The following is a 22,873-nucleotide window of genomic DNA, read 5'->3' on the forward strand; positions in this document are numbered from 1 at the left end:
CCACCCACCGCGCCTGCAGACGCGGTTTGTTTTGGCTCCGTAAACGCAGCCGGCAAGAGGCCTTCCATAACCGGGATGGAACATTGAACAACGGATTCATCACCGCTGGCAGCCTCGTCATTCGCCAGTTGGTCAATACCGCCCAAGCACACCCCAAGCGTCTCGCTGCAGCACTGGCCGTCATGTTGATGACCGGTGGCGGCGCCGCTTTCGCTGTGGCAGAGCTGGGCCCCAATCCGTCCGACATGCCTGTGCAGACCGTGGAATACCCCGTCGAGTCGCTGGCTTCGGACATTTCGATTGCAGACCTGGTCGACGGACCGGGTTTTTCTTTGTACCGCACCGATGAGGTGCGCAGCAACGACACGCCAGAGTCCCTGCTGCGCCGCCTGGGCGTGGCTGATCCGGCTGCCGCGGCCTTCATCCGCAGCAACGCCAAGGCCCGCAGCGCCATCATTGGCAAGGCTGGCCGCCAGATTACTGCCGAGACCACGCCAAGCCACGAACTGACGACCCTCACGGTGCGTTGGGCGGGCGAGAACAGCGATGTGTTCCAGCGCTTCAGCATCCGCAAGGCCGACGGCAAGTTCGACACCTTGACCGAATTCCTGCCGCTGACCCGGGGCACGCGCCTGTCGGGTGGCATCATCCGCAGCTCGCTGTATGCAGCCACCGATGCCGCCAGCCTGCCCGACAACGTCTCGAACCAGATGGTCGAAGTGTTTGCCGACAAGATCGATTTCCGCCGTGCGCTGCGCGCCGGTGACCGTTTCTCGCTGGTCTACGAAACGCTCGAAGCCGATGGCGAAGTGCTGGGCACCGGCCGCCTGCTGAGCGCCGAGTTCCGCAACAACGGCAAGACCCATGAGGCGCTGTGGTTCCAGGACTCCCCCAAGGACAAGGGCGCGTACTACAACTTTGCCGGCGAAAGCGGCGAGCGCAGCTACATCGGCTCGCCCGTCAAGTACACCCGCGTCTCCAGCGCATTCGCGATGCGCGTGCACCCCATCCACAAGACCTGGTCCGCCCACAAAGGCACCGACCTGGCAGCCCCCCAAGGCACGCCAGTGCGCACTGTCGGCGATGGCCTGGTGACCTTTGCCGGCGTGCAAAACGGCTACGGCAATGTGATCTACATCGACCATGGCAACAAGCACGAAACCGTCTATGCCCACCTGAGCCGCATCGCCGTCAAGCAAGGCGCGCGCGTGGGCAAGGGTGATGAAATCGGCGCCGTCGGCCAGACCGGCTGGGCCACGGGCCCCCATCTGCATTTTGAGTTCCGCGTCGCCGGCGAGCAGCGTGACCCGCTGGCGATGGTGGCCGAGAGCGAAACCAGCAAGCCCATTAGCCGCCAGGCCCGCGCCAAATTCGACAACCTCGCCAACAGCATGCGCCTGGCCCTGAACGACCAGATGCTGATGCTCGAGACCAACGCCAACCAGTAAACCGGTAAGGCGCCCCCGCCCCCAGGCCCCCACAATCTTGGTATTGTTGGGGCCTTTGCTTTTGCAGGCTTAACAACAATGACTGAACGCTTTATTGGCCTGATGTCCGGCACCTCGCTGGATGGTGTGGATGGTGTGATTGCCCAGTGGCAGGATGGCCGCATGGAGGTGCTGCAGTACGCCAGCACCGGCTTTGCCCCCGAGCTGCGGGCCGAGCTGCTGGCGCTCAACAGCGCTGGCGAGCATGAGCTGCACCGCGCCGCGCTGGCCGGCAATGCACTGGCACGCAGCTATGCACAGGTGGTCGATCGGCTGCTCGCGCGCAGCCAGCTGCAGCCCGGTGATATCACCGCCATCGGTGCCCATGGCCAGACCGTGCGCCACCAGCCAGGCTTGTGGGATGGCACCGGCTATACCTTGCAGCTGAACAGCCCCGCGCTGCTGGCGGAGCTGAGCGGCATCACCGTGGTGGCCGATTTCCGCAGCCGCGATGTGGCTGCAGGCGGCCAGGGTGCGCCGCTGGTGCCTGCCTTCCACCACAGTGTGTTTGGCGGTGCCGGCGCGCTGGGCAGCCCACGCTGGGTGCTCAACATCGGGGGCATCTCCAATATCAGCCGCCTTGAAGGCGACGACATCCGGGGTTGGGACTGCGGCCCCGGCAATGCGCTGATGGACCACTGGTGCCAGCTGAACACCGGCGAACCTTATGACGACGGCGGCCGCTGGGCGGCCAGCGGCCAGGTCATTCCGGCCCTGCTGGCGGCCTTCATGGAAGAGCCCTTTTTCCAGCTGCCGCCGCCCAAGAGCACCGGGCGCGACCTGTTCAACCCGGCCTGGCTGGCGCCGTTGCTCGAGCGCCATGCGCCCGGCGCGGCACCTGCCGATGTGCAGGCCAGCCTGGCCGCCTTCACCGCGCTGGCGATTGCGCAGGACATGCAGCGCCACGGCGCAGCCGAGGGCCAGACCTTGATCGTCTGCGGCGGCGGGGCGCTCAACCAGCATCTGTTGCAGCGCCTGGCCGATCTGCTGCCCGGCATCGCCGTGGACAGCTCGGCCGAGCATGGCCTGCCTCCGGTGCAGGTCGAGGCCAGCGCCTTTGCCTGGCTGGCCCGCCAGTGCTGGCAGAGCCTGCCCGGCAACCTGCCGGCGGTCACTGGGGCGCGCGGCCCCCGCGTGCTGGGCGCGATCTACCCGCGCTAGCGGTCAGGCATCCCCGCCATCGGGCGCCGGCTTGACCGGCTCATCCTTGTCGAGCTGGCTGAACACCAAGGTGGCAGCCAAGGTCATCAAGGCCACGGTCAGAAAGGTCGCGTGGATGGCGCGCAGCGACTTGTCCGGGTCAGTGATCCAGCGGTCGGCGTAGCCCGACAGCAGCGCGCCGGCCAGGGCCACGCCAATGCCCATGGCCAGCATCTGCACCATCGACAAGAGGCTGTTGCCACTGCTGGCAAACTCGCCATCCAGGTCCTTCAGCGTGACCGAGTTCATCGCCGAGAACTGCATGGAGTTGAAGCCGCCGAACACAAACAGCTGCAGCAGCAGCAACCACGGCGGCTGGCTGGCGCTGGCCCAGGCAAAGCTGGCCAGCATGAGCGCGACCATCACCGAGTTGACCTGCAGCACGCGGCGGTAGCCGAAGTGCTGCACCGTCTGCACTGCAAAGCGCTTGACCAGCATGCTGCCCAGCACGGTGGCCAGCATCATCATGCCGGCGTTCATCGGTGCCATGCCCAGGCCCACCTGCAGCAGCAGCGGGATCAGAAACGGCGCAGCCCCCGTGCCGAAGCGGGCAAACAGATTGCCCAGCAGGCCCACGCGCAGCGAGCGCACACGAAACAGCATCGGAGGAAACAAGGGTTCGGGCACGCGCATCGCATGCATCCAGTAGCTGGCCAGGCTGGCCAGGCCAAACACCATCAGCACCACCACCAAGGCCATGCCCAGGCCCATGCCGGACATGCCATCGAGCGCCACCGAGATAGCCACCATGCCGAACGACAGCAGCGCATAGCCCAGGCCGTCGAACTTGCGCGGCACCGACCAGGTGGTCTCGGGCATCCAGCGGCGCGCCGCCCAGACGCCGAACAGGCCGACCGGCACATTGATCCAGAAGATCCAGTTCCAGGTGGCGACCTCCACCAGCCAGCCGCCCAGGGTCGGGCCCAGCAAGGGCCCGATCTGGCCGGGAATGGCGATGAAGCTCATCGCGCGGATGAAATCCCCTTTCGGGTGGCTGCGCAACACCGCCAGGCGCCCCACCGGCAGCATCATCGCCCCACCCACGCCCTGCACCACGCGTGCCGCAATCAAGAAGCCCAGGCTGGGCGAGAGCGCGCACAGCACCGAGCCCAGCACAAACAGCGCAATCGCCCACATGAAGACGCGGCGCGTGCCAAAGCGGTCGGCAATCCAGCCCGATGCCGGAATCAGCATGGCCGTGGTGAGCGAGTAGGCCACGATGACCGACTGCATCTTCAGCGGGCTCTGGCCCAGCGAATGGGCCATCGCCGGCAGCGCAATGTTCAGGATCGTGGCATCGAGCGACTGCAGAAAAAAGGCAATCGCCACCAGCCAGAGCAGGCGCTCCTTGTGGGGCGCGACGGGGCGTGGGGTCAGTTCAGCGGACATGGGCAAAACAAAAGCCGCTGGTCAACAGCGGCTTGAGGCAAGGTGGTGGACCAGAAGGCAAGCAGCAGAGCCATGCCTTCCATCACGTGCTGCGCGGCTTATACCGAGAAGCTCGATCCGCAACCGCAGGTGGTCGTGGCGTTCGGGTTCTTGATCACGAACTGTGCGCCCTGCAGGTCTTCCTTGTAATCGATCTCGGCGCCCAGCAGGTACTGGTAGCTCATCGCATCGATCAGCAGCGACACGCCGTTCTTGGTCATGGTCGTGTCGTCATCGTTGGCGATCTCGTCAAAGGTGAAACCGTACTGGAAGCCCGAGCAGCCGCCGCCTTGCACGAACACGCGCAGCTTCAGGTCCGGATTGCCTTCCTCGGCAATCAGATCGGCCACCTTGGCCGCTGCGCTGTCGGTAAAGACAATCGGGGTGGGCATTTCCGTCATGGTGTTTTCTGCAACTTCGCTCATGGGAGACGACTCCTGTCTTATTTGATGTACTGCAAAGAATGGTACTCCAATCGCCACCTTCACGCAGCCCGCCCGCCGGGTGACGCCAATTGCAGTGTGGGAATACCCCGATCGGTTCCGAGAACGTGTTGACGGTCTCAACAGCCATAAAAAAACCGCCCCGAGGGGCGGTTCTTGGCAAGTAGCCAGCAATTAACGCTTGGAGAACTGCTTTGCGCGGCGTGCAGAGTGCAGACCGACCTTCTTACGCTCGACTTCACGTGCGTCACGGGTCACGAAGCCAGCTTGGCTCAGTTGCGACTTCAGTGCTGCGTCGTAATCGATCAGAGCGCGGGTGATGCCGTGGCGGGTGGCACCGGCTTGGCCGGATTCACCGCCGCCGTGCACGTTGACCTGGATGTCGAAGGTTTCGACATTGCCGGTCAGCACCAGAGGCTGCTTTGCAATCATGATCGAGGTTTCGCGGCCGAAATATTGTTGAATGTCCTTGCCATTCACAACAATCTTGCCGGAGCCCTTCTTCAGAAACACACGGGCGACGCTGGATTTGCGACGGCCGGTGCCATTGTTCCAATCACCAATCATCTCGGGACTCCTTAGATTTCCAGCACTTTAGGCTGTTGGGCGGTGTGAGGATGCTCATCACCACCGTAGACCTTCAGCTTCTTGATCATGGCGTAGCCCAGAGGACCTTTGGGCAGCATGCCCTTGACAGCCTTCTCGAGCGCACGGCCAGGGAACTTGGCTTGCAGGTCGCGGAAGTTGGTGGCAGTGATGCCGCCGGGGAAGCCCGAATGACGGTAGTACACCTTGTCCGTGTTCTTGGTACCAGTGACCTTGAGCTTGGAGGCGTTGATGATGACGATGTAGTCACCGGTGTCAACGTGAGGTGTGTAAATGGCCTTGTGCTTGCCGCGCAGACGGAGTGCCACTTCGCTGGCGACACGTCCGAGCACCTTATCGGTGGCGTCAATCACAAACCACTCGTGTTGCACCTCAGCGGGTTTTGCGCTGAATGTAGACATGAGTTTTCTCTTTCAATAGAGGGTTTGGCGAATCCTTTTCCGCGGTCGGTGCTTCTTCTAGACGCAAGGAACTTGCGCAGGAAGCCTCTTAGGCGGGATACCCGGTTGCCGCGTAACCTTGCGGGCCCACTGCAACCAGTCCTCGCCGCGGGATTCATAAAAATCGCTGCGAAGCTCTCCATTATAAAAGCTTTTGCGCAAAGCGTAAAGTGCCTCCTCACATCCCCCAAAAGGCAGGGTTCGAGTGTATTCCGGGGTTTTTTGGCGTCCATAACCGCTGCCGCATGCCCCTTTGGCGCCGTAGCACGGCGCATATCGCTACCATTGGCGCCCTATGTTCAGTTACCGCCACGCCTTCCATGCCGGCAATCATGCCGATGTGCTCAAGCACACCATCCTGATTGCATCCCTGCAATACATGACGCAAAAAGAGGCGGCATTGGTTGCACTGGACACCCATGCCGGGGCGGGCCTGTACCGCCTGGACGGCGACTACGCCACGACCAGTGCCGAGGCCGACGAAGGCATTCGCCGCCTCGAAGGCGTCAAGGACCTGTGCCCCATGCTGCAAGACTATGTGGACATGGTCAAAGCCTTCAACACCAGCAGCACCTACAAGGTCTACCCGGGCTCGCCCTTCATCGCGCAGCGCCTGCTGGGCGACCGCGACAAGCTCAAGCTGTTTGAGCTGCACCCTACCGACTGCCGTTCGTTGACGGGCAACATCGCGCAGTTGAAGGCCGGCCGCCAGGTCCAGGTGCTGCTGGAAGACGGTTTTGAAGGCGTGAAGAAATTCCTGCCCCCGCCATCGCGCCGCGCGTTCCTGCTGTGCGACCCGAGCTACGAGATGAAGACCGACTATGGCCGCGTGCTTGACATGGTGGCCGACAGCATGCAGCGCTTCCCCACCGGCACCTATGCGGTCTGGTACCCGATCATTCCGCGCCAGGAAGCCCATGACCTGCCGCGCCGCCTCAAGACCCTGGCCAACAAGTTTGGCAAGAGCTGGCTCAATGCCGAGCTGACGGTCAAGAACAGCAAGATCACCACGGCCATGCGCCAGGGTGAGGAAAAGCGCCCCGGCCTGCCTGCCAGCGGCATGTTCCTGATCAACCCGCCCTTCACCCTGAAGGACCAGCTCAAGACCGCCCTGCCCCAAATGGCCGAGCTGCTGCAGCAGGACAGCAATGCCGGCTATGTGCTGGAGAGCGGCGGCAAGTAAGCACCTCCAAGCCAGTCAGCCGCCATAGAAAAACGCAGGCCATCCATCGGATGGCCTGCGTTTTTTGCTTTTGTGCGCTGAGGCTTTATCTTTTGCGCCGTGCTGCAGCAGCTGCCTTGCCAGGCTTGGCCTGTGCCTTGGTGGCCGGCACCACGGCCCGCACACGGCCACGGTGTTGCACCGCCGCCTTCGCTGCCGGCTGGCCGCGCGCACCATTACCGGCCAACGCACCGCTGCCGCGCCGCCCGGCCAGCACAAACGATGGGCAGTCGTCGTCATCGTCATCGAGGGTCCACAGCTCCACCGGCTTGATGCCCAGGCCCAGCATGCCCAGCTCCTGGGCAGCGCCCTGGCTCAGGTCGATGATGCGGTCGCCGGCATAAGGGCCCCGGTCATTGATGCGCACCACCACCGCCTTGCCGGTGACCATGCTGCGCACACAGACCTGGGTGCCAAAAGGCAGGGTTTTGTGTGCTGCTGTCAGGCCTTCTTTGTCAAAGCGCTCGCCATTGGCCGTCTTGCGGCCATGGAACTGGCCGCCATACCAGGAGGCCATGCCTTGCTGGTCGGCTGATCGGTAAGGGTCTTGCTTGAGGGCGGGAGGAATGTCGGGCACATCCCAGGGGCGGGACAGCCCATCGATGCTGCTGAGTGGTGCCGACGGCGGCAGCACCAGGCCCAGGCCCCGGCGCTCACCGGCCAGTGCCAGTTCCTCTGGAGCGGTCGAGGTGATGGCCGCCTCTGCGGCGGAGCGCTCGGGTGGGGTAAATGCGGCTTCGGGATGCACAGGGCCTGGCGCGGTGCTGTCCGCCTGCGCCGGCGGCGTGCCATCGACATCGCTGGGCACATGCACGCAGCCACCCGCCAGCGCGGCCAGGCTGACAGCGGCCAGCCAGCCTCGGCATCGCGATCGTGTGGATGAGGGCAACAGCAACTCCTGGTCTTTCCGCGCTTGGGCACATTCGGGGCCACCACGCTGCAAGACCACAGCGCTGTTGGCTACAGCCCCAGCCGGTCGCAGATCGCCAGTGTGGCTGCGCTTTGGTTCATGGTGTAGAAGTGCAGACCGACGGCACCACGGCGGCGCAGGTCCTCGCACATCTGGGTCACTACATCCAGGCCAAAGGCACGGATGCTGGCAACATCATCTCCATAGCCTTGCAGTCGCAGACGAATCCAGCGCGGGATCTCGGCACCGCAGGCATCCGAAAAGCGCATCAGCTGCGTCGATCCGGTGATCGGCATAATACCCGGGATGACCGGCAGGTCCACACCGCGTTTTTGTAAATCTTCTTGAAATCTGCAAAAGGCATCGGCGTTGAAGAAGTACTGCGTGATGGCCGAATCTGCCCCGGCTTTCACCTTGGCCAGAAAGGCCTGCAGGTCCGCTTCCGGGCTGCGCGCTTGCGGATGCATCTCCGGATAGGCGGCCACTTCGATGTGGAAATCCTGGCCGAATTCGTCGCGGATAAACGTCACCAAATCGCTGGCGTAGTGGAACTCACCGCCCAGGCCGTAGCCGCTGGGCAGGTCGCCGCGCAAGGCCACCAGGCGCTTGACGCCCATGTCCTTGAGCTGCTGCAGTTGCGCGCGCACCGTTTGTTTAGTGGCACCCACACACGAGAAGTGCGATGCCGCATCCACACCTTCGTCGAGGATGGCCTTGACCACGCCAAAGGTGCCCTCTTGCGTGGAGCCGCCCGCGCCATAAGTGACCGAGCAAAACTGGGGCTTGCGCGCATACAGCGCCTGGCGCACCACGCGCAGCTTCTCAGCGCCTTCGGGCGTCTTGGGCGGGAAAAATTCAAAACTGATCGGAAAAGACATCAGCGTCTCCAGGTCCTCAACACTTAACGTTCGTTGCGCTTTTTCTGCTTCGAGCGCGCGGGCCCCGGCTGGCCAAAACTGGCCGCTTCCGGATCCACGTACAGCTCCTGCAGATCACGCTTGGCACGCATATCGGCACGCGAGGGGCGCTTGGCAGCGGCCTTTTTCGCAGGCGCGGCCGGGGCATCCGCACTGGCATCGGCAGCTGCAGGCACGGGCGCCTTGACGACCGCGCCTTGCTGGGCATGCACAAAGAACTCATGGTTGCCGTCGCCGCCATCAATGGCCGAATCCATCCATTGCTTGACCTCCAGGCCCAGCTCGGCGAGGCAGGCGCGGATGCGCTGTTCCACCTCGGCATACAAGGCCTTGTCGCGCACAATGCCGCCCTTGCCAATCTGGCCGGGCTGCAGCTCGAACTGGGGCTTGACCAGCATCAGCAGCTGGCCGCCGGGCTTGAGCACGCTCACCACCGCTGGCAGCACCAAGGTCAGCGAGATGAACGACAGATCGCCGGTGACAAAGTCAAACTCGGGGCGGATATCGATGTTCTCGGTACCGGGTCGGCGGCGGCGCTCGACGGGGGCCGTGCCCTCCGCCTTGGCGCGCTGCTTGGCACTGCGCTCAGCCTTGAAGTCCTCGATCTCCTGCTCTTTGGCGTCCTGGCTGTCGTCGTATTCGTCATCGACCTGGCCGCCATTGCGCATCCAGGCATAAGGGGCCACCGGCTGGGTGTCGTTGTCCTCTTCTTCCAGCACGATCTCGGTCAAGGCCAGATCGCAGGCCGCTTCCAGGGATTCAGGCGTCAGCGCGCGGGCATTGAAGCCCTCGACACAGACCACGCGCTCATCAGCGCGCAGGCGCTCATGCAGTTGGCCCGTGCCCACATCCACACCGATCACCTGCCGGGCACCGGCCTGCAGCAGGCAGTCGGTAAAGCCACCGGTGCTCTGGCCCGCGTCCAGGCAGCGCAAGTCCTTGACCACCAGGCCGGTCGCCGCCAAGGCGCCTTCCAGCTTGAGGCCGCCGCGCGAGATGTACTTGGCTTCCGAGTCATCGAGCAGCTCCACATCGGCGCCTGCTGGAATCTCGTCACCGTTCTTGGCGACCTTGATCCAGGGGGCCAGCGAGGTGGTGCGCCACTGCACACCCGCAGCAATCAGGCGCTGCGCCTGCGAGCGGGTCGACGCCAGGCCCGTTTCCACCAAAAACACATCTGCGCGCATGCGCGTTCCTTCAATCAAAACGACCGGCCGGCCCGCCAGGCGGAGCAGCCAGTCTTCACAACAAATGCCCTAGGGACCCTCTGCAAAACTCCCTGCCGTGGTCTGAACGCGGTCTCGGGCGATCCGCTTCGTTGTCTTCCTTGTCAATAGCTACGGCTATTGACTGCAAAAGACGCCTTGCGGCTCATCCCGATCCGCGTCCATCCCGCTTGGCGAGGGTTTTGCAGAGGATGCCTAGAGGGCTGCAGCGCCAGGCGGCACCGAAGAGTGTCACCTAGCGCTGCCCCAGAGGCGCCAAGACGGCCCATGAGACGAGGCGCAAAGCCGCAGGCAGTACAAGCGTACGACAAGGCGAAGCAACGACGTATCAGGGGCCGTATTGGCGGCTCCTGGCTTAGTAGCGGTAGGTTTCGGGCTTGTAAGGGCCTTCCTTCTTCACGCCGATGTAGTCCGCTTGCGCCTGGGTCAGCTCGGTCAGCTGGGCGCCGACCTTCTTCAGGTGCAGGCGTGCGACCTTCTCGTCCAGCACCTTGGGCAGCACATAGACCTTGCCCACTTCGTAGGCGTCGGGGCGGGTGAACAGCTCGATCTGCGCCAGGGTCTGGTTGGCAAAGGAGTTGGACATCACAAAGCTGGGGTGGCCGGTGGCGCAACCCAGGTTCACCAGGCGGCCCTTGGCCAGCAGGATGATCTTCTTGCCATCGGGGAAGGTGATGTGGTCGACTTGCGGCTTGATCTCTTCCCACTCGTACTTCTCGATCGATGCGACATCGATTTCGTTGTCGAAGTGACCGATGTTGCAGACGATGGCCTCGTCCTTCATCGCGACCATGTGCTCGTGGCGGATGATGTCCTTGTTGCCGGTGGTGGTCACGAAGATGTCGCACTTGTCAGCGGCGTACTCCATGGTCACGACCTTGTAGCCTTCCATCGCGGCCTGCAGGGCGTTGATCGGGTCGATCTCGGTCACCCAGACCTGGGCGCGCAGCGCAGTCAGCGCCTGGGCGCAGCCCTTGCCCACGTCACCGTAGCCAGCGACCACGGCCACCTTGCCGGCGATCATCACATCGGTTGCGCGCTTGATGCCGTCCACCAGCGATTCGCGGCAGCCGTAGAGGTTGTCGAACTTGGACTTGGTCACCGAGTCGTTGACGTTGATCGCGCGGAACAGCAGCGAGCCGTTGGCCGACATTTCGTTCAGGCGGTGCACGCCGGTGGTGGTCTCTTCGGTCACGCCCAGAATCTGGGCCGACTTGCGGCTGTACCAGGTCGGATCGACGGCCAGCTTGGCCTTGATCGCAGCAAACACGATCTTCTCTTCTTCGCTGCCGGGGTTGGCCAGCACGGAGATGTCCTTCTCGGCCTTCTTGCCCAGGTGCATCAGCATCGTCGCATCGCCGCCGTCGTCCAGGATCATGTTCGGGCCTTCGCCTTCGGTGCCCTTGGCGCCGAATTCAAAGATCGCGTGGGTGTAGTCCCAGTAGTCCTTCAGCGACTCGCCCTTGATCGCGTACACGGGCACGCCGGTTTCGGCGATGGCGGCAGCGGCGTGGTCCTGGGTCGAGAAGATATTGCACGAGGCCCAGCGCACTTGGGCGCCCAGGGCCGTCAGCGTCTCGATCAGCACGGCGGTCTGGATGGTCATGTGCAGCGAGCCGGTGATGCGCGCGCCCTTCAAGGGCTGGGCAGCAGCGAACTCTTCACGCACGGCCATCAGGCCAGGCATTTCGGTTTCGGCGATCTTGATTTCCTTGCGGCCCCAAGCGGCCAGGGAAATATCGGTAATCGCAGAGTCAGCGGGATTGAAGCGAACAGCAGCGTTCATGGTTTTCTCCAAAAATTGAATGAAAAACCACGTTCCGCGGAAGAAGGGGAAAGACCATCTCACCGCACAGAAAGCGTGGGTGAGCGTCGTTGCGAGATGAAATCCGAGCCTCACGCCCCGTTGTGGTCTGGCGCCTGCCAGACTGGGAAACGCTGCAACGCTCCTCGGATGGAGTGCGATTATAAGGGCATCAGCCCTGTAACCCCACCAGGCGGTAGCCCACTTGCAACTCGGTGAGCAGATGCCGGGGCTGGGCCGGCTCGGCCTCGATCTTCTGGCGCAGGTTGGCCATGTGCACGCGCAGGTAATGCGGCCGGTCCAGGTACTCCGGCCCCCAGACCTGCAGCAGCAGCTGGCGGTGCGTCAGCACCCGGCCCTGGCCGGCAATCAGGGCCGCCAGCAGCCGGAACTCGATAGGGGTCAGGTGCACGGCCACGCCCGCCTGGCGCACCTCATGCGTGGCCAGGTCCACCTCCACATCGCCAAAACGCACCGTGCTGCCAGGCTTGTCGCCGCCGCTGCGCTGGCCCCGGCGCAGCATCACGCGCAGCCGCGCCAGCAACTCGGGCACGCCAAAGGGCTTGCTCAGGTAGTCATCGGCACCGGCATCCAGTGCGGCCACCTTTTCCTCTTCTTGGTCGCGGGCCGAGAGCACCAGCACCGGCAGCCCACTCCAGCCGCGCAGCTCGGTGATCAAGGTCTTGCCATCGGCATCGGGCAGGCCCAGGTCCAGCACCAGCGCATCGGGCTGCCGGCTGGCCGCCTCGATCAGACCGCGCCGGGCGCTGTCGGCTTCAAAGACCTGCCAGCCTTCGTCCTCCATGGCCAGACGCACAAAGCGGCGGATATTGGGATCGTCGTCCACCAGGAGGATGCGGGGGGCTGCAAGCGTCATGCGCCCGATTGTGACAAAAAACCGGGGTGGTTTGCGCCTGTGTACCGAGAGGAAGCGGGCACTTCGCTACACTTCAGCACCCTGGCACTGCTGCTGCACTGCCGCCTGCCCCATGGTTGCAAGCCCACCTTCTTCCCCTCCACAGACCCAAGGCTGGTGCCCTGGCGCCTGGCAGCCCATGGCCTCCGGCGATGGGCTGGTGGTGCGGGTGCGGCCGCCGTTGGGCCAGCTGTCGGCCGCGCAGGCACAGCGTCTGGCCGAGCTGGCAGAGGCGCATGGCGCCGGCCTGCTGGAGCTCACCAGCCGCGCCAATATCCAGCTGCGCGGCGTGGCCCCCGATCAGCACAGCAGCCTGCTCGATGCGCTGGCCGCCCAAGGCCTGCTGGACCCTGACGCGCGCCAGGAGCAGCTGCGCAACCTGGTCATCGATCCGCTGTGCGCACCCGATGACGGCGTGCTGGCACTGGCCGAGGCACTGCAGCAGGCGCTGGTGGCCGACACAGCGCTGGATGGCCTGCCCGCCAAGTTTGGCTTCTCGCTGGCCAGTGGCCGCCATGGTGGCATGGCCGAGGTGGCCGCCGATGTGCAGCTGGTGCGCGATGGCACCCAGGGCTGGCGGCTGCAGGTGCCCGGCCAGCCCGTCGCCTGGCAGGCTCACAGCGCAACCCTCACCGTGCAAGCCGCGCTGGTACTGGCCCGCTGGTGCGCCGCCCAGGCCCGCGCACGGCGTGCAGCGGGTGAACACCCGGGCCGCCTGCCCCAGCTGCTGCGCCAGGCGCAGGCCCAGCCAGGCGCATGGCCGCTCTTGGCCTTGCCCGCTGGCCTGCGCGAAGTCCCCTCTTATCTGCCTGCCGATGGCAGCCCAGCACCTGGCTGGCAATGCGGCCTGGGCCTCTTGGTGGCCGCGCCGCTGGGCCGGGTCACTGCCGGCGCATTGGCGCGCCTGGCCCGCAGCGGCATCCGCAGTCTGCGGCTGACCCCCTGGCGCATGCTGCTGGTCGAAGGCCTGGCGCCTTCCGGCAGCGCAGTGCTGGCAGCGGCAGGCCTGGACGACCCCGCGCACTGGATCCGCGATCCGCAAGATGCCCGCCTGCGCGTGTCGGCCTGCAGTGGCGCGCCCGGCTGCCGCCAGGCGCTGGCGCCTACGCAGGATCTGGCGCTGGCGCTGGCCCGCCATGTGCCCGATGGCGCGCACCTGCATGTCTCGGGCTGCGCCAAGGGCTGTGCACGCCAGCTGCCGTCGACCGTGACCTTGGTGGCGCAAGCGGGCCCGGATGGGCCCGTGTTTGGCTACGCCCGCGATGCGACGGCCCAGGCCGCCCCCGATTCCCGCTGGAGCGCGCGCAGTCTGCGCGACAATCCCGGGCTGATGTTTGAAGAAATCTAATGGTTCATACCTACGAAACCAATGGCGCCGAGATCTATCGGCAGTCTTTCGCCACCATTCGCCGCGAGGCCGACCTGCAGCGCTTCACCCCCGGTGAGGAGCGCGTAACGGTACGCATGATCCATGCCGCCGGCATGGTCGAGCTGGCCGCGCATGTGCAGTTCTCCGCCGGTGTCGTGGCCGCCGGCCAGCGCGCGCTGGAGGCGGGCGCTCCCGTGCTATGCGATGTGCGCATGGTCAGCGAAGGCATTACCCGCTCGCGCCTGCCCGCAGGCAATCCGGTGATCTGCACCCTGCATGAACCCGGTGTGGCCGAGCTGGCGCAGAAGATGAACAACACCCGCAGCGCGGCGGCGCTGGAGCTGTGGCGCCCGCACCTGGCCGGCGCCGTCGTGGCGATTGGCAATGCGCCGACCGCCCTCTTTCACCTGCTCAACATGCTGCAGGACCCGGGCTGCCCCCGCCCTGCGGCCATCATCGGCTGCCCGGTGGGCTTTATCGGCGCGGCCGAATCCAAGCAGGCGCTGATGCAGGACCTGCCCGTGCCCGCGATGATCGTGCGCGGCCGCCTGGGCGGCTCGGCGATGACCGTGGCCGCCGTCAATGCCATGGCCAGCCATGTTGAATAAGACCCACCTGGCCGCGCCGGGCCTCATCTGCGTGGGCCTGGGCCCGGGCGACCCCGAGCTGATGAGCATCAAGGCCGACCGCCTGGTGCGTGGCGCCCGCCATGTGGCCTTTTTCCGCAAAAAAGGCCGGCCCGGCAAGGCCCGCCAGCTGGTCGAGGGCATGCTCAGCAGCGAGGCTGCCGAGTACCCGATGGAATACCCGGTGACCACCGAAATCCCGGTGGACAGCCCCGCCTATGTGCAGCAGCTGGCCCAGTTCTATGACGACTGGTGCCTGCGCCTGGCCGCGCTGGCCAAGCAGGAGCAGGTCGTCGTGCTCTGCGAAGGTGACCCCTTTCTCTACGGCTCCTTCATGCACCTCTACACCCGGCTGCGCGCGCGCGGCGATGTGGACCTGCAGGTGGTGCCCGGCATCCCCGGCATGGTGGGCTGCTGGCATGCCACCGGTGAGCCCATCACCTGGGGTGACGATGTGCTGAGCGTGATGACGGGCACCCTGTCCGAAGACGAGCTGGTGCGCCGCATGGACACGGCCGATGCGCTGGTGGTGATGAAGGTGGGCCGCAACCTGCCCCGCATCCGCCGCGCACTGGCCCGCGCAGGCCGGGCCGATGCCGCCTGGCTGGTGCAAAACGGCACCACCGAGCAGCAGCAGGTGGCGCGCCTCTCAGACGTGGGCGACGAGGTCTGCCCCTACTTTGCGATCGTGCTGGTGCATGGCCAGGGCCGCCGCCCGGAGGCCGCATGGTGAGCAACGGCCAGCTGACCATTGCCGGCCTGGGCCCCGGCGGCCTGGAACAGATCACGCCCGCCGTGCTGCAGGCCTTGCTGGCGGCCGACGCGGTCGTGGGCTACTTTCCCTATGTGGCGCGTGCGCAGGCCCTGGTGGCGCAGAGTGCGCCGGCGGGCAGCCGCCAGCCGCAATGGCTCGCGTCGGACAACCGGGTGGAGCTGGAGCGCGCCCAGCAGGCGCTGGAACTGGCAGCCCAGGGCCGCCAGGTCGTCGTGGTCTCTTCCGGTGATCCGGGCGTGTTCGCGATGGCATCGGCCGTGTTTGAAGCCTTGGAGCGCGCGCCAGGTGCGCAGGCCGAACGCTGGCTGGCGCTGGATGTACAGGTACTGCCCGGCGTTACCGCGATGCTGGCCGCCGCCGCCCGCGCAGGCGCGCCGCTGGGCCATGATTTTTGCTGCATCAATCTGTCGGACAACCTCAAGCCCTGGCCGGTGATTGCCCGCCGCGTGGAACTGGCAGCCGAGGCCGATTTTGCGATGGCCTTCTACAACCCGCGCTCGCACAGCCGGCCCGAGGGCTTCAACCGCCTGCTGGCCCTGCTGCGCGCGCATTGCGAGCCCGAGCGGCTGCTGGTGTTTGCCCGCGCCGTCTCCACGCCCGAGGAATCGCTGCAGGTCTGCAGCCTGGCCGAGGCCCAGCCCGAGATGGCCGATATGCGCACCGTCGTGCTGGTGGGCAACCGCCTCACCCGCCGCGTGGGGCGCTACACCTACACGCCGCGCTATTACGGTGATGTGGACGGCAAGGCGCCATGACGGAGCCAATGCATGACCGCCGCCACGCTGTCGGTGCGCGGCCGCAGCGGCAGTGCCGGGCGCTGCACCATCACGACCGGCAGGCCCAGCGCACGGGCAGCGTCGATCTTGCCCTGCGTGGCGGAGCCGCCGGCATTCTTGGCCACCAGCCAGGCGATGCCGTGCTGCTGCAGCAAGGCCAGGTCGTCTGCCATGCTGAAAGGTCCCCGGCCCAGCACCACCGTATGCCGGGGCAGCGGCAAGCTGCCGGCCTGGGGTGCATCGACCAGGCGCAACAGGTAATGGTGCTGCGGGCAGGCGGCAAAGGCATCGAGCTGTTTGCGCCCCACTGCCAGAAATACCCGGCTGGGCGCCTCAGGCAGCGCGCTGGCGGCATCGGCCATGCTGGCCACATCGGTCCAGCGGTCGCCGGGCTGCGTCTGCCAGGGCGCGCGCTCCAGCGCCAGCAACGGCGTGCCGGTGGCTTCGCAGGCCGCGCAGGCGTTGCGGCTCATCTGCGCAGCAAAGGGATGGGTGGCATCCACCACATGGCTGATGCCCTGGGCGCGGATAAAGTCCGCCAGCCCCTGGGCCCCGCCAAAGCCGCCGCTGCGCGTGGGCAGCGGCTGGGCCAGCGGTTGCTGGGTAACCCCGGCATACGAGAAGCAGGCCCGCACACCCGCCTGGTGCAGGGCCTGGGTCAACTCGCTGGCGCCGCTGGTGCCGCCCAGCAGGAGAACATGCGTCATGACTGATCCCTGGTTGACGTTGATAGGTTTGAACGAGGATGGATTGTCAGGCCTCAGCGCAGCGGCTCAGCTGGCATTGGACCAGGCTGAACTGGTATTTGGCGGCCCCCGCCATCTGCAGCTGGCCGCCATCGATGCGCGTGGCCGCCCCTGGCCCCAGCCTTTTGATGTGGCCCCGGTGCTGGCCGCGCGGGGCCGGCGGGTGGTGGTGCTGGCCTCGGGCGACCCCTTCTGGCATGGCGTGGGCGGCAGCCTGGCCGCGCACCTGCAGCCTGATGAGTGGCGCTGCCATGCCCAGCCCTCGACTTTTTCACTGGTTGCCGCCCGCCTGGGTTGGCGGCTGGAAGCCTGCGACTGCCTGGGCCTGCATGCCAGCCCCATTGCGCAGCTGCTGCCCCGCCTGGCGCCTGGCCGCCAGCTGATCACCTTGCTACGCGATGGCGACGCCGTGCGGCAGCTGGCCGATTGGCTGCGCGACGAAGGCTGGGGCCAGAGCCCCTTGTGGGTGATGGAGGCCGTGGGCGGCCCGCGCGAGCGCTGCCGCATGCTGCGCGCCGATGAGGCCGCCGCTGCGTTGCAGGCCGACCCGGCGCAGGCGCCGGTGACCGTGGCCTTTATCGCCCAGGGCGGCCCTGCCTTGCCGGCCGTGCCCGGCAGGCCGGACGGCTGGTATGCCCACGATGGCCAGATCACCAAGGCACCGGCGCGTGCGCTGACCCTAGCCACCTTGGCCCCCCGGCCGGGCGAGCGGCTCTGGGACATTGGCGGCGGCTCGGGCTCGGTGGCTGTGGAATGGTGCCTGGCCGGAGGCTTGGCCATCAGCATTGAGCAGCATGCCGCGCGCGTGGACAACATCCGCCGCAATGCCGAGCGCTTTGGCCTGCAGGCCCGCATGCAGGTGGTGCACGGCCTGGCGCCAGAGGCTTTGCAAGACCTGCCCGCGCCCCAGGCCATCTTTGTTGGCGGCGGTTTTGACACCGCACTGTTTGCCGCGCTGCGGACCCACATGCCCACAGGCTGCCGCCTGGTGGTGAATGCCGTGACCCTGGAAACCCAGGCGCTCTTGGTGCAGCTGCATGGTGAGCTGGGCGGCCAGCTGCTGCAGCTGGAGCTGTCCAGCGCGGCAGCGCTGGGCCGCATGCGCAGCTGGAAGGCCGCACGCCCGCTGGTGCAGTGGAGCTGGCAGGCATGACGGCAGCAGCGCCGCACCGCTGCGTGGTGCTGGGCATGGGTTTGCGTGCCCAGGCCCAGGCCGCCGACCTGCAGGCGCTGTGGCTGCAGGCCCGGCAGGACCAGCCCGCGCTGGCCCATTTTTGCGCGGTGGCGGTGCTGCAAGGCAAGGAGCAGCGGCCGGCGCTGCAGCAGTGGGCCGCGCAGTTGCCGTTTGCGGTGGCGATAGTCGCGGTGGCCGAGCAGGCCCTGCCAGCGCAAGCGGTGGTGACGCAGTCGCCCCGCCTGCTGGCGCGTTACGGCACCGGCAGCGTGGCCGAGGCCGTGGCCATGTCTGCGGCTGCACCCGCCCCCCGTTTGCTGCTGGCCCGCTTGGTGGCCGGCGACGGCAGCGCCACCCTGGCCGCCGCACTGCGCGAGCGCGGCACCACCCCCTATTGTTGTCTGGCAGCGGGCCTGCGCCCGGCTGATCCACAAACCCAAGGAGTTACGGCATGACCGTGCATTTCATCGGCGCCGGCCCCGGCGCTGCCGACCTGATCACCGTGCGCGGCCGCGACCTGATGGCCCGCTGCCCCGTCTGCCTCTATGCGGGCTCGCTGATCCCGCGCGAGCTGCTGGCCCATTGCCCGCCCGGCGCGCGCATCGTCAACACCGCGTCGATGAGTCTGGACGAAATCATTGAAGAGATCCGCGCCGCCGATGCGCAGGGCCAGGATGTGGCGCGCCTGCACTCGGGCGATCTGTCGGTCTGGTCGGCCATGGGCGAGCAGCTGCGCCGGCTGCGCGCGCTGGGCATTGCCTACAGCGTGACGCCGGGCGTGCCCTCGTTTGCCGCGGCAGCCGCCACCCTGGGCGCAGAGCTGACCCTGCCGGGTCTGTGCCAATCGGTGGTGCTGACACGCACCTCGGGCCGCGCCACGGCGATGCCCGAGGGCGAGCAGCTGGCCGCCTTTGCCGCCACCGGCGCGGTGCTGGCGATCCACCTGTCCATCCATGTGGCCGAGAAGGTGCAAAGCGAGCTGCTGCCCCACTACGGCGCCGACTGCCCGGCTGCCATCGTCTGGCGCGCCAGCTGGCCCGATGAAACCGTTGTGCGCACCACCGTGGGCCAACTGGCCCAGGCTGTTGCGGCCAGCATGGAGCGCACCGCCATCATCCTGGTGGGCCGCAGCATCAGCGCCGAGGACTTTGGCGAGAGCCGCCTCTACGCCACCGACTACGACCGCCGCTACCGGCCCCAGGGCACGGAGCCGCGCTTTCCGGCGCCACAGGCGGCGGTGGATACCGCCACGGATCGGCCGCTGGTTGCCACGCCCGCGAATCGCGAAGGCCAGGCATGAGCAGCAGTTTGCCGCCGGTCGCGCTGACCTTGATCGGCATTGGCACCGGCAACCCCGACCACCTGACCCGCCAGGCCATCGCGGCGATGAATGCGGCCGACCTGCTGCTGCTGCCCCACAAGGGCGAGGACAAGGCCGAGCTGGCAGCGCTGCGCCAGTCGCTCTGCGATGCGGTGCTGCAGCAGCCCGCGCCGCTGATCGCCGGCTTTGACATGCCCGAGCGCCGCAGCCAGGGCGATGACTACCTGAACCAGGTCGATGAATGGCATGCCGCCATCACCCTGCGCTGGCAAGCCGCGATTGCACAGGCGCTGGAGAGCGGCCTGGTGCCGCGTACGGATAACGGCGTGCTGCAGGTGGCGCTGCTGGTCTGGGGCGATCCATCGCTGTACGACAGCACCTTGCGCATTGCCGCGCGCATGCAGCCAGCGCCAGTGCAGGTATCGGTCATCGCAGGCATCACCTCGATGCAGGCGCTCACCGCCGCGCATGCGATCGCCGTCAATGACATTGGCCAGCCCTTTACCGTCACCACCGGCCGCCATCTGCGCGAGCAAGGCTGGCCGGCCGGGGTGGACACGCTGGTAGTGATGCTGGATGGCCAGTGCAGCTTTAACAGCCTGCCGGCGGAGCAAACCCGTGGTGTCTACATCTGGTGGGGCGCCTACCTGGGCATGGCCCAGCAGTGCCTGGAACATGGCCCGCTGGCCGAGGCGGCCGGGCGCATTGTGGCCACCCGCGCCGCTGCGCGCGCCCAGCATGGCTGGATCATGGATATCTACCTGCTGCGCCGCCTGCCCGGTGCGCCCCACTCCAATCAATCCAGCGCCGGCTGAGGCAGCACCGGCAGCGCCAGGCTGAACACGGCCCCCGGACCGGGCTCAGCCGCAGCGGCATGCAAGCTGCCGCCATGGGCCTGCACAATGCGCTGGGCCAGCGCCAGCCCCAGCCCAATGCCGGAGATGCTGGACTCGGCATGGCCCCGGCTGAAGGGCGCAAACAGCTGCTCGGGCGCCAGGTGCGCGGGCAGGCCCGGCCCGCTGTCCTGCACCCGCAGCAGCAGCTGATCGCGCTCCACTTGCGCGCTGACCCGCACGGCGGTGCCCACGGGCGTGTACTTGCTGGCGTTGTCCAGCAGGTTGACCAGCACCCGCTCCATCATCGCGGCATCGATCCACAGCAGCGGCAAACCGGCCGGCAGCTGTAGCTGCACCGGGTGCTCGGCCAGGCGCCCACCCAGCTGGCGCAACGCGCTGCCGACCAGCTCATCGACGGGGATCCAGGCGCGCTGCAGGTGCACGCCATCCTGCTGCAGCCGGGCCATCGCCAGCAGGTTGTCCACCAGCTGCTGCAAGGCCTGGGCCTGGTTGCGGATCTGCACCAGCATGTCCTGCGCGGGGCCAGGAGGCGCATGGGGCAGCCCGGCCTGGGCGGCACCCAGGATGCTGGTGAGGGGTGTGCGCAAATCATGCGATACCGATGACAGCAAGGTATTGCGCATGCGCTCGCCCTCCATCGCCACCTGGGTCTGCTGGGCCACCTCGACAAAGTGCACCCGCTCCAGCGCCAGCGCGATCTGGCTGGCACAGGCGTCCAGCAGGCGGCGTTCCTCGGGCACCTTGAGGCGCTCGGGCGTGCGCAGCTGCAGCACCAGCACGCCGCGCGCCCGCACCGGCGCCATCAGCGGCACGTAGAGCGCCTCCGACGCCGCCAAGGTGTCCGTGCCCCGGCCGGCCATCTGGCTATGCTCCATGCTCCAGCGGCCGACACTGCTGTCTATCGCCGCCTCGCTGCCGGGCGCTACCTGCAACTGCTCTTGCGCATCAGGCAGCAGCAGGCCCGTGCGCGCATCGAACACCCCCGATACCGTCGTCAGCGCCGTCTGCACAACCTGCGCCTGCGTCAGTGCGCCCGACAGATCACGGGCCAGGCGCGCCAGCGCACCGGCGCGGCGCTCGCGCTCTGCCGCCACCCGGGCCTCATGCCGCAGCCGCGCCATCAGCTGGCCGCAAACCAGCGCGACGCCCAGCATCAGGCAGAAGGTGAAGATGTACTGCGTGTCATTGACGCCGAAGGAGTTGCGCGGCGGCACAAAGCAAAAATCAAACAGCAGCACCGACAACAGCGCCGCCCAGGCGCCCGGCCCCCGGCCCCAGCGCAAGGCCGACAGCACGACCACCAGCAAAAAAAGCATCACCACATTGGCGGGGTCAAACACCTGCAGCAGCGCCTGCGCCAGCAGCGCGGCAGCGCCGCAGGCCAGGCTGGCCCCCAGGTAGCCGCGCCAGGGCCACGGCGCCTCCCGCACCGGCGCGGGCTCGGGCCGGTTGCGCGGCCGGGGCACGGACAGCAGCAGCACATCCAGGCCCGGGTCCAGCCGGGCAATCTGCTCGGGCAGGCGCGATGAGGCCCAGGGCCACCAGCGCCGCGCCGCCGGCGGCACGCGGGCCAGCACCAGGTGGCTGGCATTGCGCTCACGCGCAAAATCGACCAGGGCCGCAGCGACCTGTGCACCCGGAATCGTCGCGGTATCCGCCCCCAGGCGGCCGGCCAGCGCCAGCGTTTTGAGCACGGCCTGCTGTGACTGCGCTGAGCGGTGCTGGCGCGCCGGTGCATCGACATACACCACCATCCAGTCGGCCTCCAGCCGCCGGGCCAGCCGTGCCACCTGGCGCACCAGCGCGTCGTCTCCAGCCTGGCCGCTGACCGCAACCAGCAGGCGCTCACGCGTCGGCCAGACATCGCCGATGGCGCGCTCGCGCCGGTAGTCGCGCATGTCCTCATCGACCCGGTCAGCGGTGCGGCGCAAGGCCAGCTCGCGCAAGGCCAGCAGGTTGCCCAGGCGGAAGAAATGGTGCGAGGCCCGCTCGGCCTGCTCCAGCGGGTAGATCTTGCCAGCCTTGAGGCGCTTGAGCAGCTCCTCGGGAGGCAGGTCGACGACGATGACCTCGCTGGCGTCGTCAAAGATATGGTCGGGCACGGTCTCATGGACCTGGATGCCGACAATGCCGCTGACCACATCGTTGAGGCTCTCCAGGTGCTGCACATTGAGCGTGGTCCAGACGTCGATGCCGGCATCGAGCAGCTCCTGCACATCCTGCCAGCGCTTGGGATGGCGCGACCCAGGCGCATTGCTGTGGGCCAGCTCGTCGAGCAGCAACACCTGCGGGTGGCGTGCCAATGCGGCATCCAGGTCAAAGGCCTCGCGCTGGCGGCCCTGGTGGGCCAGCATGCGGCGGGGCAGCAGCTCCAGGCCGTGCAGCTGCTGCACGGTCTCGGCCCGGCCATGGGTCTCCACCAGCCCCACCAGCACCTGGCGGCCCGCCTGGCGCTCGCGCTGCGCGGCCGCCAGCATCGCATAGGTCTTGCCTACCCCGGCATTGGAGCCAAAGTAGATGCGCAGCTTGCCCCGCGCCGCTTGCTGCTGGTCGGCCTTGAGCTGGGCGACCAGCGCGTCCGGGTCGGGCCGTGCGGCGGCTGCGCTGGGGGTGTTGCTGGGGTTGGGCAT

At 66.8% G+C, this 22,873-nt stretch carries 22 protein-coding genes and 1 riboswitch; of the genes, 11 read left to right on the forward strand and 11 right to left on the reverse strand.

What is annotated here, in order from left to right; genetic code table 11:
* Nucleotides 1-83: 83 nt before the first annotated feature.
* Entirely contained in the window at nucleotides 84-1,448 is a 1,365-nt protein-coding gene (locus MJ205_RS16690) for a M23 family metallopeptidase (RefSeq protein ID WP_239809490.1), read from the forward strand.
* A gap of 78 nt (nucleotides 1,449-1,526) precedes the next feature.
* Complete coding sequence (locus tag MJ205_RS16695; protein ID WP_239809491.1) at nucleotides 1,527-2,648, forward strand: anhydro-N-acetylmuramic acid kinase; 1,122 nt, start codon at nucleotides 1,527-1,529, stop codon at nucleotides 2,646-2,648.
* Nucleotides 2,649-2,651: 3 nt separating this feature from the next.
* Here MJ205_RS16695 and mdtD read toward each other — a convergent pair whose 3' ends face one another.
* The 4 genes from mdtD to rplM all read right to left on the reverse strand — a co-directional run bounded on the left by mdtD (nucleotide 2,652) and on the right by rplM (nucleotide 5,565).
* Nucleotides 2,652-4,076, reverse strand: a complete 1,425-nt coding sequence (gene mdtD, locus MJ205_RS16700) for a multidrug transporter subunit MdtD (RefSeq protein WP_239809492.1) — start codon at nucleotides 4,074-4,076, stop codon at nucleotides 2,652-2,654.
* 98 nt (nucleotides 4,077-4,174) lie between these two features.
* Nucleotides 4,175-4,540 carry an iron-sulfur cluster insertion protein ErpA gene (erpA, locus tag MJ205_RS16705; RefSeq protein ID WP_021026899.1) on the reverse strand — a complete coding sequence of 122 codons (366 nt, stop codon included), beginning with the start codon at nucleotides 4,538-4,540 and terminating at the stop codon, nucleotides 4,175-4,177.
* Nucleotides 4,541-4,732: 192 nt separating this feature from the next.
* Nucleotides 4,733-5,125, reverse strand: coding sequence for a 30S ribosomal protein S9 (gene rpsI, locus MJ205_RS16710; RefSeq protein ID WP_021026900.1), 393 nt, complete (start codon nucleotides 5,123-5,125; stop codon nucleotides 4,733-4,735).
* Between the two features lie 11 nt (nucleotides 5,126-5,136).
* Complete coding sequence (gene rplM / locus MJ205_RS16715; protein WP_230780412.1) at nucleotides 5,137-5,565, reverse strand: 50S ribosomal protein L13; 429 nt, start codon at nucleotides 5,563-5,565, stop codon at nucleotides 5,137-5,139.
* Between the two features lie 334 nt (nucleotides 5,566-5,899).
* On the opposite strand from rplM, the gene MJ205_RS16720 reads away from it, so the two are divergent.
* A complete protein-coding gene (locus MJ205_RS16720) occupies nucleotides 5,900-6,787 on the forward strand; it encodes a 23S rRNA (adenine(2030)-N(6))-methyltransferase RlmJ (RefSeq protein WP_239809493.1) in 888 nt (295 codons plus the stop codon).
* Nucleotides 6,788-6,872: 85 nt separating this feature from the next.
* On the opposite strand, the gene MJ205_RS16725 is transcribed toward MJ205_RS16720, so the two are convergent.
* The 5 genes from MJ205_RS16725 to MJ205_RS16745 form a co-directional block, all read right to left on the reverse strand.
* On the reverse strand, nucleotides 6,873-7,715 hold the full coding sequence (locus MJ205_RS16725) for a septal ring lytic transglycosylase RlpA family protein (protein ID WP_239809494.1): 843 nt from the start codon (nucleotides 7,713-7,715) through the stop codon (nucleotides 6,873-6,875).
* 71 nt (nucleotides 7,716-7,786) lie between these two features.
* Entirely contained in the window at nucleotides 7,787-8,614 is an 828-nt protein-coding gene (metF, locus tag MJ205_RS16730; protein ID WP_133857436.1) for a methylenetetrahydrofolate reductase [NAD(P)H], read from the reverse strand.
* A 23-nt stretch (nucleotides 8,615-8,637) separates the two neighbouring features.
* Complete coding sequence (locus MJ205_RS16735; RefSeq protein ID WP_239809495.1) at nucleotides 8,638-9,840, reverse strand: TlyA family RNA methyltransferase; 1,203 nt, start codon at nucleotides 9,838-9,840, stop codon at nucleotides 8,638-8,640.
* Between the two features lie 394 nt (nucleotides 9,841-10,234).
* On the reverse strand, nucleotides 10,235-11,665 hold the full coding sequence (ahcY, locus tag MJ205_RS16740; protein WP_116927713.1) for an adenosylhomocysteinase: 1,431 nt from the start codon (nucleotides 11,663-11,665) through the stop codon (nucleotides 10,235-10,237).
* 74 nt (nucleotides 11,666-11,739) lie between these two features.
* Nucleotides 11,740-11,837, reverse strand: a riboswitch (S-adenosyl-L-homocysteine riboswitch).
* 18 nt (nucleotides 11,838-11,855) lie between these two features.
* Nucleotides 11,856-12,560: a response regulator gene (locus tag MJ205_RS16745; RefSeq protein WP_239809496.1), complete on the reverse strand. Its 705-nt coding sequence runs from the start codon at nucleotides 12,558-12,560 to the stop codon at nucleotides 11,856-11,858.
* Nucleotides 12,561-12,672: 112 nt separating this feature from the next.
* Between MJ205_RS16745 and cobG the strand changes: the two genes are divergently transcribed.
* From cobG to cobJ, 4 genes are read left to right on the forward strand one after another with little or no spacing between them, the layout of a single operon-like run.
* Nucleotides 12,673-13,947, forward strand: coding sequence for a precorrin-3B synthase (gene cobG, locus MJ205_RS16750; protein WP_239809497.1), 1,275 nt, complete (start codon nucleotides 12,673-12,675; stop codon nucleotides 13,945-13,947).
* Complete coding sequence (locus MJ205_RS16755) at nucleotides 13,947-14,576, forward strand: precorrin-8X methylmutase (RefSeq protein WP_239809498.1); 630 nt, start codon at nucleotides 13,947-13,949, stop codon at nucleotides 14,574-14,576. Before cobG ends, MJ205_RS16755 begins: the two co-directional genes overlap by 1 nt.
* Complete coding sequence (gene cobI, locus MJ205_RS16760) at nucleotides 14,566-15,327, forward strand: precorrin-2 C(20)-methyltransferase (protein ID WP_239809499.1); 762 nt, start codon at nucleotides 14,566-14,568, stop codon at nucleotides 15,325-15,327. The genes MJ205_RS16755 and cobI overlap by 11 nt, the downstream gene beginning before the upstream one ends.
* A complete protein-coding gene (cobJ, locus tag MJ205_RS16765) occupies nucleotides 15,321-16,124 on the forward strand; it encodes a precorrin-3B C(17)-methyltransferase (RefSeq protein ID WP_239809500.1) in 804 nt (267 codons plus the stop codon). Before cobI ends, cobJ begins: the two co-directional genes overlap by 7 nt.
* Here cobJ and MJ205_RS16770 read toward each other — a convergent pair.
* Nucleotides 16,094-16,852 (reverse strand): cobalt-precorrin-6A reductase, encoded by a 759-nt coding sequence (locus MJ205_RS16770; RefSeq protein ID WP_239809501.1) that lies wholly within the window; start codon nucleotides 16,850-16,852, stop codon nucleotides 16,094-16,096. The two genes, cobJ and MJ205_RS16770, sit on opposite strands and share 31 nt — an antisense overlap.
* Between MJ205_RS16770 and cbiE the strand changes: the two genes are divergently transcribed.
* The 4 genes from cbiE to cobF are packed head-to-tail and all read left to right on the forward strand — an operon-like array spanning nucleotide 16,851 to nucleotide 20,201.
* A complete protein-coding gene (cbiE, locus tag MJ205_RS16775; RefSeq protein ID WP_239809502.1) occupies nucleotides 16,851-18,044 on the forward strand; it encodes a precorrin-6y C5,15-methyltransferase (decarboxylating) subunit CbiE in 1,194 nt (397 codons plus the stop codon). The genes MJ205_RS16770 and cbiE overlap by 2 nt on opposite strands.
* Nucleotides 18,041-18,520, forward strand: coding sequence for a cobalamin biosynthesis protein (locus tag MJ205_RS16780; RefSeq protein ID WP_239809503.1), 480 nt, complete (start codon nucleotides 18,041-18,043; stop codon nucleotides 18,518-18,520). The genes cbiE and MJ205_RS16780 overlap by 4 nt, the downstream gene beginning before the upstream one ends.
* Complete coding sequence (cobM, locus tag MJ205_RS16785) at nucleotides 18,517-19,365, forward strand: precorrin-4 C(11)-methyltransferase (protein ID WP_239809504.1); 849 nt, start codon at nucleotides 18,517-18,519, stop codon at nucleotides 19,363-19,365. The genes MJ205_RS16780 and cobM overlap by 4 nt, the downstream gene beginning before the upstream one ends.
* On the forward strand, nucleotides 19,362-20,201 hold the full coding sequence (gene cobF, locus MJ205_RS16790; protein ID WP_239809505.1) for a precorrin-6A synthase (deacetylating): 840 nt from the start codon (nucleotides 19,362-19,364) through the stop codon (nucleotides 20,199-20,201). Before cobM ends, cobF begins: the two co-directional genes overlap by 4 nt.
* On the opposite strand, the gene MJ205_RS16795 is transcribed toward cobF, so the two are convergent.
* Nucleotides 20,183-22,873 (reverse strand): sensor histidine kinase, encoded by a 2,691-nt coding sequence (locus MJ205_RS16795; RefSeq protein WP_239809506.1) that lies wholly within the window; start codon nucleotides 22,871-22,873, stop codon nucleotides 20,183-20,185. The two genes, cobF and MJ205_RS16795, sit on opposite strands and share 19 nt — an antisense overlap.

It is taken from the genome of Comamonas sp. B21-038 (genome assembly GCF_022387135.1).
In the GTDB taxonomy this organism is placed as follows: Bacteria; Pseudomonadota; Gammaproteobacteria; order Burkholderiales; family Burkholderiaceae_C; genus Comamonas; species Comamonas sediminis.

Bases quoted from the DNA above. Each gene is read 5' to 3' on its own strand.
- cobI (WP_239809499.1), top strand. From the start codon at position 14,566: ATGTTGAATAAGACCCACCTGGCCGCGCCGGGCCTCATCTGCGTGGGC.
- cobJ (WP_239809500.1), top strand. From the start codon at position 15,321: ATGGTGAGCAACGGCCAGCTGACCATTGCCGGCCTGGGCCCCGGCGGC.
- MJ205_RS16745 (WP_239809496.1), bottom strand. From the start codon at position 12,560: ATGACGCTTGCAGCCCCCCGCATCCTCCTGGTGGACGACGATCCCAAT.
- rplM (WP_230780412.1), bottom strand. From the start codon at position 5,565: ATGTCTACATTCAGCGCAAAACCCGCTGAGGTGCAACACGAGTGGTTT.
- MJ205_RS16695 (WP_239809491.1), top strand. From the start codon at position 1,527: ATGACTGAACGCTTTATTGGCCTGATGTCCGGCACCTCGCTGGATGGT.
- ahcY (WP_116927713.1), bottom strand. From the start codon at position 11,665: ATGAACGCTGCTGTTCGCTTCAATCCCGCTGACTCTGCGATTACCGAT.
- MJ205_RS16755 (WP_239809498.1), top strand. From the start codon at position 13,947: ATGGTTCATACCTACGAAACCAATGGCGCCGAGATCTATCGGCAGTCT.
- rpsI (WP_021026900.1), bottom strand. From the start codon at position 5,125: ATGATTGGTGATTGGAACAATGGCACCGGCCGTCGCAAATCCAGCGTC.
- cobF (WP_239809505.1), top strand. From the start codon at position 19,362: ATGAGCAGCAGTTTGCCGCCGGTCGCGCTGACCTTGATCGGCATTGGC.
- MJ205_RS16735 (WP_239809495.1), bottom strand. From the start codon at position 9,840: ATGCGCGCAGATGTGTTTTTGGTGGAAACGGGCCTGGCGTCGACCCGC.
- MJ205_RS16780 (WP_239809503.1), top strand. From the start codon at position 18,041: ATGACGGCAGCAGCGCCGCACCGCTGCGTGGTGCTGGGCATGGGTTTG.
- cobM (WP_239809504.1), top strand. From the start codon at position 18,517: ATGACCGTGCATTTCATCGGCGCCGGCCCCGGCGCTGCCGACCTGATC.
- mdtD (WP_239809492.1), bottom strand. From the start codon at position 4,076: ATGTCCGCTGAACTGACCCCACGCCCCGTCGCGCCCCACAAGGAGCGC.
- MJ205_RS16795 (WP_239809506.1), bottom strand. From the start codon at position 22,873: ATGCCCAACCCCAGCAACACCCCCAGCGCAGCCGCCGCACGGCCCGAC.
- metF (WP_133857436.1), bottom strand. From the start codon at position 8,614: ATGTCTTTTCCGATCAGTTTTGAATTTTTCCCGCCCAAGACGCCCGAA.
- erpA (WP_021026899.1), bottom strand. From the start codon at position 4,540: ATGAGCGAAGTTGCAGAAAACACCATGACGGAAATGCCCACCCCGATT.
- MJ205_RS16720 (WP_239809493.1), top strand. From the start codon at position 5,900: ATGTTCAGTTACCGCCACGCCTTCCATGCCGGCAATCATGCCGATGTG.
- MJ205_RS16770 (WP_239809501.1), bottom strand. From the start codon at position 16,852: ATGACGCATGTTCTCCTGCTGGGCGGCACCAGCGGCGCCAGCGAGTTG.
- cobG (WP_239809497.1), top strand. From the start codon at position 12,673: ATGGTTGCAAGCCCACCTTCTTCCCCTCCACAGACCCAAGGCTGGTGC.
- cbiE (WP_239809502.1), top strand. From the start codon at position 16,851: ATGACTGATCCCTGGTTGACGTTGATAGGTTTGAACGAGGATGGATTG.